Here is a 13649-nt window from a genome sequence, read left to right on the forward strand (position 1 = left end):
ATAGGACTATTTCTAGTGCTATTTATAACCTATACCGTTATAACTGGAGCTATGATAAAAAATCAAAGTATGAAAGATTCAGAGCATGGAGCGTTGGAAACGGCTGAATCTTCAGTAGCTATTATGAGCGAGCGTTTTAAAAAAGTGAATACGACATTGCTAACAACAAAACGCATGGTCGAAAGTATGGGAAAAAATGGTGCGTTATCTGCAAAAGCTATTCTAGATATAATGGAAGGTAATTTAACTAATAACGATGATTTAGTAGGTGTAGGTGCTATTTTTGAGCAGGGTTCTATTACGTTTGAGCCGTCTGAAGCCGCTACATTAGTAGATTCAAAACAGCGTTTCAGCCCTTATTTAAGTAAAAATAATAGTGATATTACGGCTGCTTTAATTGAAGGAGCTGATGATAAAAGTGTTGCCGATTGGTATTGGATTCCAAAAGAGGAGAAGCGAGCGGTTTTAACGGAGCCCTATAACTATAATGTAAACGGACAAACTGTATTAATGACAACTATTTCAGTGCCATTAGTCAATGCTTCAGGGACGTTTTTTGGCGTATTGACAGCTGATATGTCCATTGACTTCTTAAATGGGTTAACAGAATCCATTGCACCAGAGGGTGGCTATGCTGCTATTATTACAAATCAAGGTGTGCTGACAGCCAATAGCTTTGGTGAAGAGCTAGGTGGGCATAATATGCAGGAGGATGCTGCTTGGGCAAGTATTAGCGAAACAATGGAAAATGGCGAAATCACAACGCTATACTTGGATTCTGAGCAGTTAAAGGAAAATGCATTTAATGTGTTTGCACCAATGATTTTAGAGGACATCGATGAAACATGGACTGTTCAAATTGTGCTGCCCGAATCAAAAATTTTAGAAACGTATCATTATGTATCAATGTTTGCAGTGATAGCATCCATTATTATGGTTACGCTTATGGCTGTTGCAAGTGTGCTCTTTATTTATCGACAGTTAAAGCCATTAAAATTTTTACGTGCATCGATTGAACGAGCGGCAGAGGGAGATTTGACGCAAAAAGTAGATGAGAAATATATTAAGGCCGATGAAATTGGCATGGTAGCATCTGCTTATAATAATATGCTTGATAAAAATACCCATGCGATGCAAACAGTATTAAATTCTACGACATTATTGAGTCAATCCTCCAACCAAGTTTTTGAGGCTTTTAATGAAGTTGTTGCTTCGAGTCAAGAGGTTTCAGTAGCTATCAATGAAATTGCGCAGGGAGCGTCTAAGCAATCCGAGGATACAGAAGAAACGAATTATCGAATGATGGATTTAGCCGAGCAAATTGATGCTCTTACGATGCTTTCCAATGAAATGGAGGAGCTAGCACATCGAACAAATGCAACAACAGAAAAGGGCATGCAAGAGGTTACAAGCTTGCGTGAACGTAATATAGCAACAAATGAGATGAATGGGCGGGTTCAACAGCAAATTGAGTCTTTAGGGTCCAGTATTAATAATATTAATCAAATTATTGCCTCTATCCAAAGCATTACAGAGCAAACAAATCTATTAGCTTTAAATGCAAGCATTGAGGCTGCACGTGCAGGTGAATATGGCAAAGGATTTGCAGTTGTAGCAGATGAAGTAAAAAAACTAGCTGAGCAATCGAAAAGTGAAACAGAAATTATTAAGGACACTGTAGAAAGTATACTGAATAATTCCCATCAGGCTGTTGCTGTAATTGCTTCGAATGCAGATTTAATGCAAGCCCAAAACGAATCCGTACAAAGCACACAGCTAGCCTTTAAAGATAATAGCGAGCTATCACAATCCATCGCTACTTCCATCAATGAACTAATGAATAAGCTTGCACATATGCTGGAACATAAAAACCAGGCAATTATGGCAATCCAAAGCATTTCAGCTATTTCGGAGGAAACTGCTGCCTCTGCTGAACAAGTAAGTGCTTCTGCAATGGATCAACAAGCAGAGCTACAAAAGGTAGCAGAGTCTATTGACAATATGAATCATATTTCTAAGGAGTTGCAAGAAGTCGTGAATCGATTTAAGCTTGCATAAGGGAAGGGGCTGCCTAATCAAAGGCAGTCTTTTTAGCCTTGCTGTAAAAGGGGAGCTGACGGATAGAATATGGAAAGAGGCGGATAGGTTGCTGAAAATGGCAGATAGAGGATTGAAAATGACGGATAGCCAGACAAAGGGGGAGGGAGCGTTTATATGACTTATCTTGGTATGATTTTTTTCCAAATTGTTGCACCTATTTTAGTGCTACTTGTAGTAGGTGCTATACTACAAAAGAAATTTCGCTTTAATTTAAAAGCATTATCACAACTTATTACATATTGCTTTATGCCTGCAGCTGTTTTTATTAATTTATATGAAACAAGTGTAGAGCTATCTGTGCTTGGAGAGGTTGCCCTATTTATTGTACTCTTTATAGGTAGTCAAATGCTGCTTAGTCACTTTTTAGCAAAGGGATTAGGCTTAGCCAAAACAGAAACAGCTGTTTTTAAAAATAGTGTTGTACTCATTAACTCTGGTAATTATGGTATTCCTGTTGCCCAGATGATTTTTGCAACACAGCCAATTGGTGTAGCGATTCAGGTGATTCTTGTTATTTTTCAAAATATGACAACTTATACATACGGGTTATATAATTTAATTTCCTCCACTAAATCAGGTCTTACAATTATTAAAGACTTTTTTAAAATGCCGATTATTCACGCACTTATTATTGGTGTCGCAATGAATTATTGGAATATTGGTATTCCACAGTTTATTAGAATTCCTATAGACCATGTAGCGGATGGCTTTATTGCGGTGGCGTTAATTACTTTAGGCGCACAGCTATCACAGCTTGAAATGAAATCAATGTTTAATAAAACGGTTTTTATTAGTTGCTTTACACGCTTAATTATTGGGCCAGCTATAGCATTAACAGTTATTTTTCTATTGGGCTTGGACGGAGTTGTTGCACAATCTTTACTAATTGCTAGTGCTTTTCCAACATCCCGTAACAGCTCTAGTTTAGCATTAGAATATGATGTGGAATCAGAAACCGCTGCACAAACCGTATTATTTTCAACGATTGTTAGCTGTATAACGGTAACAGTTGTTATTTATCTGGCAGAAATATTGTTTGCATAGCTAAAAGAAAAAATAAGCTTCCATCTCTAAGCAATATCTGCTACACTAGCATCAAACTAAATAGTATTAACTAGGGGAGTCTGATGAGTCAGGCTGAGAGGGAAACGCTTAGAGGTTTCTTGACCCTTTGGACCTGATCTGGCTCATACCAGCGTGGGAAAGTTAAGAAGCTATTGCATCATAGTATTATATGCAATCAATAGACCTTTACATTGACAGCCGGATCCAAATGATTATTTTGGATTCGGCTTTTATTTATTTTGTTGGGGTGAGCTAGATTCGGTCCTTGTATCACAATATATATAAGGGAGAGAATTAGCTTATGTCAGAAATTAGTGAAAAGAACATGATGATTATGTCAAGCTTTGAAGGAAGCAAGAAGGTATATGTAGAGGGGTCACGTCCAGATATTTTAGTGCCTATGCGTGAAATTGCATTAAGTCCGACAACTGGTAGCTTTGGGGATGAGGAGAATGCGCCAGTGCGAGTATATGATACGAGTGGGCCCTATACAGACCCAAATTATCAGGTAGATATTACAAAAGGGTTGCCAGCTTTACGACGTACATGGATACAAGGGCGTGAGGATGTTGAGGAATATGAGGGACGTACGATTAAACCAGAGGATAATGGTTTTCGCCATGCAGACGATCCACGCATGCAAGAAAACGTCTTCCCTAAATTGACAAGAAAGCCTTTACGTGCAAAAAGGGGGGGAAATGTTACACAGCTTCACTATGCACGACAAGGAATCATTACACCTGAAATGGAGTTTGTGGCGATACGTGAAAATATGGACCCAGAATTTATTCGTTCAGAGATTGCAGCAGGACGAGCTATTATGCCTTCTAATATTAATCATCCTGAGGCTGAGCCAATGATTATTGGGCGCAATTTTCATGTAAAGGTTAATGCAAACATTGGCAATTCTGCTGTATCATCCTCAATTGCAGAAGAGGTTGAAAAAATGACATGGGCAACACGCTGGGGTGCTGATACAATTATGGACCTATCGACTGGTAAGCATATTCACACAACACGAGAATGGATTATTCGAAATGCTGCTGTACCAGTTGGCACAGTACCAATTTATCAGGCGTTGGAAAAAGTAAACGGTGTGGCAGAGGATTTAACATGGGAAGTTTATCGTGATACGCTTATTGAACAAGCTGAACAGGGTGTTGATTACTTCACGATCCATGCAGGCGTGCTATTGCGCTACGTACCACTTACAGCAAGTCGTGTAACAGGCATTGTGTCACGCGGTGGTTCGATTATGGCGCAATGGTGTTTATATCATCATCAGGAAAATTTCCTTTACACACATTTTGAGGAAATCTGTGAAATTATGAAAGCCTATGATGTTGCTTTTTCATTAGGGGATGGTTTACGCCCAGGCTCCATAGCTGATGCCAACGATGAGGCACAATTTGCAGAGCTTGAAACATTAGGGGAATTAACGCAAATTGCTTGGCAGCATGATGTTCAGGTGATGGTAGAGGGGCCAGGTCATGTACCGATGCATCTGATTAAAGAAAATATGGATAAGCAATTAGCGGTTTGTAAGGAAGCCCCCTTCTATACATTAGGGCCACTAACAACAGATATTGCTCCTGGTTATGATCATATTACATCGGCTATTGGCGCAGCAATGATCGGTTGGTTTGGCACAGCGATGCTCTGCTATGTGACGCCGAAGGAACATCTTGGCTTACCGAATCGTGAGGATGTTCGAGTAGGGGTTATTACTTATAAAATCGCTGCACATGCGGCAGATTTAGCAAAAGGACACCCAGGTGCACAACAACGAGATGATGCGCTATCAAAAGCACGCTTTGAATTCCGCTGGCGAGATCAATTCAATTTATCATTAGACCCTGAGCGTGCAGTAGAATATCATGATGAAACCTTGCCAGCAGAGGGAGCAAAGACGGCACACTTTTGCTCGATGTGTGGACCTAAATTCTGTAGTATGCGAATTTCACAGGATATTCGTAACTATGCGAAAGAAAAGGAGCTAACGGCAACGGAGGCTATCCATCAAGGTATGAAGGAAAAGGCAGAAGAGTTTCAAAAAGCGGGCAGTCAGATTTATCAATAATGAAAGGGAGCTTGCGTCAACTTTGTTTGACACAAGCCTTTTTCATATAAAAAAGCTCCATGTGAATATATTATTCACATGGAGTAAAAGTTGGATTTGGATATCAATAATAAGTGGAATTTTAAACGTTTGTTGTTTGCTGAACATATGGATTTGTAAGGTCCATACCATCTAATGAAAGACCCATTGCTTTTGCAACACCTTCACCATATGCTGGGTCAGCTAAATAGCAGTGAAGAATATGACGGCGTTTAATAAATTCTTCAACAGAAGCCATATCATTCGCTGTATTTTCGAATAAACGTTGTTGCTCTTCAGCAGTCATTAAACGGAATAGCTTGCCTGGCTGCTCAAAGTAGTTATTATCATCTTCACGGAAATCATGAATACCTGCATGACCATCAATGCGTAATTCAGGTTCTTTATAGTCTAAGTTATGCTCCCATTCACCGTAGCTATTTGGCTCATAACCTAAAGTTGAACCAAGGTTGCCATCAAAACGCATAGCGCCATCACGATGGAATGTACGGAATGGACATTTTGGTGCGTTAACAGGTAGCATATAGTGATTTACACCAAGACGGTAGCGTTGTGCATCAGCATATGCAAAGATACGACCTTGTAGCATTTTATCTGGTGAGAAGCTAATACCAGGAATAATGTTAGATGGTGCAAATGCAGCTTGCTCTACCTCTGCAAAATAGTTGTCTGGGTTTTTATTTAACTCAAACTCCCCTACAGGAATTAATGGGAAGTCTTTTTTATACCAAACCTTTGTTAAATCGAATGGGTTATATGGTAATTCACGAGCTTGTTCCTCAGTCATTACCTGAATATACATTTTCCATTTAGGGAAATCACCTTTTTCGATAGCTTCATATAAATCACGTTGTGAAGACTCACGATCTTGACCAATGATTTCATTAGCCTCAGCACCTGTTAGGTTTTTAATGCCTTGCTCTGTACGGAAATGGAATTTCACCCATACACGCTCGTTATCAGCATTAATAAAGCTATACGTATGAGAGCCAAAACCATGCATATTGCGATAACCAGCTGGAATACCACGATCAGACATAACGATTGTTACTTGATGAAGAGCCTCTGGTAATGAAGTCCAGAAATCCCAGTTAGAATTAGCATTTTTCATGTTTGTACGTGGGTCGCGCTTTACCACGTGGTTTAAATCTGTAAAGTGTAGTGGGTCACGGAAGAAGAATACAGGTGTATTGTTTCCTACTAAGTCCCAGTTACCTTCCTCTGTATAGAATTTAAGTGCAAAGCCGCGAATATCACGCTCAGCATCTGCAGCACCACGTTCACCAGCAACTGTAGAGAAGCGAGCGAACATTTCTGTTTTCTTACCAATCTCTGAGAATATTTTTGCCTTTGTATACTTTGTAATATCATGCGTTACAGTGAATGTACCGAATGCGCCAGAACCTTTTGCGTGCATGCGACGCTCAGGAATTACTTCACGGTTGAAGTTCGCTAACTTTTCAACCAACCATACATCTTGAAGTAAAAGAGGGCCACGTGGACCTGCTGACATAGAGTCATGGTTACTTACTACTGGAGCACCACCTGCTGTTGTAAAGCGACGGCTGCGATCATTTGCGTTTGTCATATTAGTTTACCTCCTGAAAAAAATGTGAGTCAAACTCTTCGTATATAACTATAACAAATATAAACTAGAATTGCTAGTACATTATAATAATTATCGTTAAAGAATTTATATATTTAAAGATAAAGTATAATTATATGTAGAGAACAGAAGCTTTATACATACATAGGTAAAGTCAAAACAAGCAGCGGCAATGGACATTGTTTTAATTCCTATATATAGTTTCTACCTTATTTAAGGCATTTTTAAACATCCTACTAAAAAGATTTATCTTGGTTCAGCAAATTCTTTTTGTATCGAAAGTGAAGCGACAAATCTTTTTTGCGCGAAAGTGAAGTGTCAGATGCTTTATGTACCAAAAGCATTAGCGACAGGTACAATTACACTAGGACGTAATTGATAAGTATTGCAAAATGATATTGAAAATAGAATAGACTAATTGAAAATTATTGAAAGCGCTATTATTTCGTTTTACGATAGCGATTAGGTGTAATCCCAACGTGCTGTTTAAATATTTTAATAAAATAATTGGGGTCATCAAAGCCATTTAATTGGGCAATTTCACTAATCGCAAAATCTGTTTCGATAAGCATTTTTGTAGCATGCTGAATTCTTAGCTGTTGTAAATAACGCTTAAATGGTAAGCCCTGCTTCTTTGAAAAAATGGTACTTAAATAATTAGGACTAATGCCAAGCTGCTGTGCAACATATGGTAGAGATAGCGTACTATTTTTAAATTGCTGGTCAATAATCTCTAACGCAAGCTCAACATAGTCTGCTCTTTTTTCCATACGAGCTTCACGTGCCAATTCAATTAAGCTTTGAGTAAAGGCAATAATGCCATTAAGAATTGTATACAATATAGGATGCTCAATAATTAAATGAAAGAGCTGACGATAGTTTTGTTCCACAACTGCTTTTTCATGCAATTTATATTTCAGCATAAAGCGTCGAATTTGCGCCAAAACACTTGTAAGATGGATGCGTAGGTCATCCTGCTCATAATAGACGCCCTCATTCGCCAAACGATATAAAAATGCTTTTACAGCTCCGATATTGCTATCCTCTAAGCTGCTTATTAATAATTGCTGCTCCTCGGGCGTTAATAAAGGATCGAAAGGCTGTGCTTCAAATTGCTTGCTAGCATAAAAGATTTGCCCAAAGCCCTCGTAAAAGCTTTGATAGAGTGCACGTGTTGTTGAGATATACATATTTTTAATGGTTGTAGGTGTACCATCATAGATGCCTATATTTAAAGAGCTATTACTCATCACGTGCCACTCTTTCATTAATGTACGCATATCCTTTTCCACCATTTTGAGATTATTTGTTTGAAAAAGGCAGACAATTTTCTCTGATAATGGATAGCTTTTCATATAAAAATGAATCGGTGTTTGTTGCAGCCAATTATAGAGCCTAGAAAAGGTGTCGGCATGTTCAGGCTCAATCATTGTAAAGATAATATCGGTTTCGATAGCATTAGGCGTATGATCTAAAAATAATTGATAGTAAAAGCTTTCGTTTGTAGTTTCTTGAATGTGCTCCATAAACTGTGGTGTGCGAAGTGAGATAGCTGTAAGCTGCTGCTTTAATACCTCTAAATCAATAGGCTTTACAAAAAGATGCGCTACTTGTAACTCAATTGCCTTTAATGCATTTTTAAATAACGGTTCAGCTGTCATAGCTAAAGTTGCAATAGATAGCTTTTGTACATCACGATAAAGAGCGGTTAAATGCTGACTTGACAATAAATCAATATTGACGAGAATGGCATCAGGCTTAAATTGCCGAATGCTTTGAGATACCTCTGAGGTAATTGTGCATATTTCAATAACAATATCGCCCGGAAAATATGTATGTAAAAACCATTTTATTCCTGCTAGCTCTGTAGAATCTTTGTCAAATAATAGCAGCCTCATGTTAATCACCTTTCCTTAAAATATTCTAGTTTTATATAAAAATACGATTATATTATTAAAAATAACATAAAAATCTGAAAAAAATCATATTTCCTCTTTTAAAATTCTCTATATTCCGAAAAAGGGAGTTAGTACAATGTAAATAGAGTAATTGATTATTTTTAAATGCATGTGAAAGCGCTTAATAAAAATTTTTATATAGCCATATAAGAAACAGGGGGATGTCATGTGAAGTCAATCATCGAGCTTGATGGCAATACATTAACAAGACAGCAAGTTGAACAAATCGTAAAGGGAGATGCAACGGTTGCACTTTCTGCGGAGAGCGTAGCACGTATTCGCTTAAGCAGAGAGCGTATTGAAAAACGTTTAGCAGAAGGACAAACGATTTATGGTGTTAATACAGGCTTTGGCAAGCTAAGCAATATCAAAATTGACGATGAGGATATCGAGCTTCTACAGTTAAATTTATTACGCTCAGATGCAACGGGTGTTGGTGAGCCGTTTCCAACAGATGTTGTGCGGGCGATGATGGTATTACGTGCGAATGCTTTAGCAAGAGGATTTTCAGGTATATGTGAGGACACGGTACAGCTATTAATAGCTTGTATTAATAAAGGAGTCCATCCTATTGTGCCTTCACAAGGTTCAGTTGGGGCGAGTGGCGATTTAGCGCCATTATCACATTTAGCCTTAGTGCTAGTAGGGGAAGGTAAGGCAGAGTTTAGCGGGCAGGTGATGATGGGCAGTGAAGCATTGCAGCAGGCAGGACTTTCGCCTGTTCGACTTCAGGCTAAGGAAGGCTTGGCACTTGTAAATGGAACACAAGCAATGACTGGTATTGGTGTACTAACGGTAAATGAAGCTGAGCGCATTGGACTTGCTGCGGATATGGCGGCTAGTTTAACGCTTGAAGCATTAAAAGGAATTACATCGGCATTTGATCCAGCACTTTTAGCGGTAAGACCACACCCAGAATTAGAGCTTGTTGGTGGTCGTATTCGCAAGTGGCTTGAGGGCAGTAAGCGTGTCACAAAACAAGGAGAAATTCGTATGCAAGATGCGTATTCACTGCGCTGTATTCCGCAAGTACATGGAGCCTCTTGGCAATCATTTTTCTATGCAGAAGGTCGTGTACAAACAGAAATGAATGCGACAACGGATAATCCCATTGTTTTAGAAAATGGCGAGGTGCTATCAGGTGGGCATTTCCATGGTCAGCCAATTGCTTTAGCAATGGACTTTTTAAAAGTTGGTGTTAGTGAATGGGCAAATATTTCAGAGCGCCGTACAGAACGCATGGTCAATCCGCAATTAAATGAAGGATTACCACCATTCTTAGCAACAAATCCTGGCATTGAATGTGGGCTTATGATTGCGCAGTATACAGCAGCGTCCATTGTGTCAGAAAATAAAGTGCTGGCACATCCATCTAGTGTTGATTCAATTCCTACATCTGGTAACCAAGAGGATCACGTTAGTATGGGCACAACTTCGGCTCGTCAAGTACGACAAATTGTTCATAATGCGGCTCGTGTTATAGCAATTGAGATGATTTGTGCGTCACAGGCAATTTATTTAGATAAGGCAGAAGAGCAACTAGCTCCAGCAACACGCCAATATTTAGAGAAGGTACGTGAACACTGTCCACCATTATTAGCAGATCAACCAATCGGTGATGAGATTGAAGCACTAGCGAAATATTTATTAGAGAGCAATGATTTAGTGACATTATCCAAATAATATTAAAGGGGATGGGCGTATGAAAACAACAACAAATATTCGTGCACCAAGGGGAAATACATTAACATGCAAGGGCTGGACACAGGAAGCGGCACTGCGTATGCTGATGAACAATTTAGACCCTGAGGTGGCAGAAAATCCAGATGAGCTAATTGTTTATGGAGGTATTGGTAAGGCTGCGCGCAATTGGGAATGCTATGAGCAAATCATTACCTCGTTAAAGGAATTAGAAAATGATGAAACATTGCTTGTTCAATCAGGAAAGCCTGTAGCAGTATTCCGTACACATGAGCATGCGCCACGTGTATTAATTGCTAATTCAAACCTAGTACCAGCATGGGCAAACTGGGAGCATTTCTATGAATTAGAGGATAGAGATTTAATGATGTATGGACAAATGACTGCGGGTAGCTGGATTTATATTGGTGCTCAAGGCATTTTGCAGGGCACATATTTATCATTTGTAGAAGCAGGAAAGAAAGTATTTGGCACAGCGGATTTACGTGGTAAATTCATCCTTACAGGTGGTATGGGTGGTATGAGTGGTGCACAGCCTTTAGCCGGAAAAATGGCAGGCGCTGTCATTCTAGTTGTTGAAGTAGAACGTGCACGTATTGAACGTAAAATTAAAGAAGGTTACTGTGATTACATCGTGGAAACGGTGGACGAAGCGATTGCATTAGTGAATAAATTACGTGACCAAAAAGAACCAGCCTCAATTGGGCTTGTTGGCAACTGCGCAGACGTTAATCGTGAGCTGCTAAATCGCGGCATTATTCCAGACTTTGTAACAGATCAAACATCTGCGCATGACCCGATTAATGGCTATGTACCAAATGGTATGACCTTTGAAGAAGCATTGGAACTCCGTAAAACAGATGTAAAAACATATGAGCGTAGAGCAAAGGAAACAATGGCAGAGCATGTTCGTACAATGCTGGAATTCCAAGCAGCTGGTGCAGAGGTATTTGATTATGGGAATAATATTCGTGCCTATGCTAAGGAGATGGGTGTGACAAATGCCTTTGATTTCCCTGGCTTTGTACCAGCATATATTCGTCCATTATTCTGTGAAGGAAAGGGACCGTTCCGTTGGGCAGCACTGTCAGGCAACCCAGAGGATATTTATAAAACAGATGCACTTGCGAAAGAAATGTTTGCTGAAGATGAGGGTCTTGTGAATTGGATTAATATGGCACAAAAAATGGTGAAATGGCAAGGGTTACCTGCACGTATTTGCTGGCTAGGCTATGGAGATCGCCATCGCTTTGCCTTAAAAGTGAATGAAATGGTGGCAAATGGTGAATTATCAGCGCCAATTGTTTTTGGTCGTGATCATTTAGATTCAGGTTCAGTTGCGTCGCCAAACCGTGAAACAGAAGGAATGTTGGATGGTTCGGATGCAGTATCAGATTGGCCAATTTTAAATGCACTTGTCAATACAGCGAGCGGTGCAAGCTGGGTAAGTGTACATCATGGTGGCGGTGTTGGCATGGGGTATTCACAGCATGCAGGTCAAGTATTAGTAGCAGATGGCTCAGCGCTTGCTGCAGAGAAAATTGCCCGTGTATTAGTATCAGACCCAGGTATGGGTGTGGCTCGTCACGCTGATGCAGGCTACGATATTGCCATTCAAACAGCAAAGAACAAAGGTGTGCATATACCAATGTTAAAGGATGATGTAAAGTGACCATTTTAATCAAGGATGCCAATGAAGTCATTACGCTAAAAAGCCATGTACAAGGACCCCGAACAAAGGAGCAGATGCGAGAGCTTGCAGTTGTTGAAAATGGCAGTGTACTTGTTGAAGGCGATAAAATTGTAGCTGTTGGGTCATTTGAGCAGTTAGCTATAGATTTTCCTGATTTGACGAAAAAAGCAACTATTATTGATGCCTCTGGGAAAATTGTTATGCCAGGCCTAGTCGATTGTCATACGCATTTAGTGCATGGTGGCACACGCGAGGAAGAGTTTAATATGCGACTCAACGGTGCTACCTACATGGATATTATGAATGCGGGTGGCGGTATTCATGCGACAACAAAGCGTACAAGAGAAACAAGCTTTGAAGCATTATATGAAAAAACAATGCAGCATTTAGATGTATTTTTAAAGCATGGTGTGACAACAGTTGAGGCAAAATCAGGCTACGGCTTAGATTGGAAAACTGAAAAGAAGCAGCTAGAGGTAGCAAAAAAACTCCAAGAAACACATAGCGTTGATGTTGTTAGCACCTTTATGGGCGCACATGCAGTTCCACGTGACTATAAGGGTCGTGAGGATGACTTTGTTGATATTGTTATTCGAGAAATGCTACCGAAAGTGGCGGAGCTAGGCTTAGCTGAATTTAATGATGTATTTTGTGAGAAAGGCGTCTTTACCCCAGAGCAATCACGGCGTATTTTAGAGGCTGGGAAAGCACTTGGCTTAACACCGAAAATTCATGCGGATGAAATCGAGCCATATAAAGGCGCAGAGCTTGCGGCAGAGGTAGGGGCTATTTCGGCAGAGCATCTATTAGTAGCTTCTGATGAAGGCATTCAAAAAATGGCTGAAGCGGGCACAATTGCCGTTTTATTGCCAGGGACAGCATTTTTCCTACGTGCACCGTTTGCAAGAGGGCGTTTAATGATTGATGAAGGTATACCTGTAGCCATTTCAACAGACTTTAATCCAGGCTCATCGCCAACAATGAGTTTGCCGTTTATTATGAATTTAGCCTGTATGCATATGGGCATGACCTTAGAGGAGGTATTAGCTGCCACAACGATTAATGCAGCCTATGCGATTAATCGGGGGGCACAAATAGGCTCCCTTGAAGCAGATAAGCAGGCGGACGTTATTCTGTTAGACGTTGCTAACTATAAGCAATTACAATATTTCTACGGCATGAATCATACAAATACGGTCATTAAAAATGGTCGCATTGTTGTGCAAAATGGCATTCTATTAGAATAGGAGCAGTGAAAAAGTGAGAAGTTGCTCAATTCAGTATATAGTTGTTGACGAATAAATTGATAATTTTCTCCCTCCATTGTTGACGAATGGGGGGATTTTATATATTTTTGGTGATTGAAATCAAAAAATAATTATAATGGGGTTATATACTCTAAATAAA

The 13649-nt window shown here is 39.6% G+C and carries 8 protein-coding genes and 1 riboswitch; of the genes, 6 read left to right on the top strand and 2 right to left on the bottom strand.

Annotated features, from left to right (window positions below; translation table 11 throughout):
• Positions 1–51 precede the first annotated feature (51 nt).
• From MHB42_RS01295 to thiC, 3 genes are all read left to right on the top strand, one after another.
• On the top strand, positions 52–2058 hold the full coding sequence (locus tag MHB42_RS01295) for a methyl-accepting chemotaxis protein (protein ID WP_340803957.1): 2007 nt from the start codon (positions 52–54) through the stop codon (positions 2056–2058).
• A 156-nt stretch (positions 2059–2214) separates the two neighbouring features.
• Positions 2215–3144, top strand: a complete 930-nt coding sequence (locus MHB42_RS01300) for an AEC family transporter (protein WP_340803958.1) — start codon at positions 2215–2217, stop codon at positions 3142–3144.
• Between the two features lie 62 nt (positions 3145–3206).
• A riboswitch (TPP riboswitch) is annotated at positions 3207–3321 on the top strand.
• 145 nt (positions 3322–3466) lie between these two features.
• Entirely contained in the window at positions 3467–5245 is a 1779-nt protein-coding gene (gene thiC, locus MHB42_RS01305; RefSeq protein ID WP_340803959.1) for a phosphomethylpyrimidine synthase ThiC, read from the top strand.
• Between the two features lie 121 nt (positions 5246–5366).
• Here thiC and MHB42_RS01310 read toward each other — a convergent pair whose 3' ends face one another.
• Positions 5367–6872, bottom strand: coding sequence for a catalase (locus MHB42_RS01310; RefSeq protein ID WP_340803960.1), 1506 nt, complete (start codon positions 6870–6872; stop codon positions 5367–5369).
• Between the two features lie 458 nt (positions 6873–7330).
• The gene (locus tag MHB42_RS01315; RefSeq protein ID WP_340803961.1) at positions 7331–8788 is read right to left on the bottom strand and encodes a helix-turn-helix transcriptional regulator; all 1458 of its coding nucleotides are present in this window, start codon (positions 8786–8788) and stop codon (positions 7331–7333) included.
• Positions 8789–9016: 228 nt separating this feature from the next.
• Here MHB42_RS01315 and hutH point away from each other — a divergent pair, with 228 nt between their 5' ends.
• From hutH to hutI, 3 genes are read left to right on the top strand one after another with little or no spacing between them, the layout of a single operon-like run.
• The gene (gene hutH / locus MHB42_RS01320; RefSeq protein WP_340803963.1) at positions 9017–10531 is read left to right on the top strand and encodes a histidine ammonia-lyase; all 1515 of its coding nucleotides are present in this window, start codon (positions 9017–9019) and stop codon (positions 10529–10531) included.
• A gap of 19 nt (positions 10532–10550) precedes the next feature.
• The gene (hutU, locus tag MHB42_RS01325) at positions 10551–12221 is read left to right on the top strand and encodes a urocanate hydratase (RefSeq protein WP_340803964.1); all 1671 of its coding nucleotides are present in this window, start codon (positions 10551–10553) and stop codon (positions 12219–12221) included.
• Positions 12218–13489, top strand: coding sequence for an imidazolonepropionase (hutI, locus tag MHB42_RS01330; protein ID WP_340803965.1), 1272 nt, complete (start codon positions 12218–12220; stop codon positions 13487–13489). The genes hutU and hutI overlap by 4 nt, the downstream gene beginning before the upstream one ends.
• The last annotated feature ends 160 nt before the right edge of the window (positions 13490–13649 follow it).

Source organism: Lysinibacillus sp. FSL K6-0232, assembly GCF_038008325.1.
In the GTDB taxonomy this organism is placed as follows: domain Bacteria; phylum Bacillota; class Bacilli; order Bacillales_A; family Planococcaceae; genus Lysinibacillus.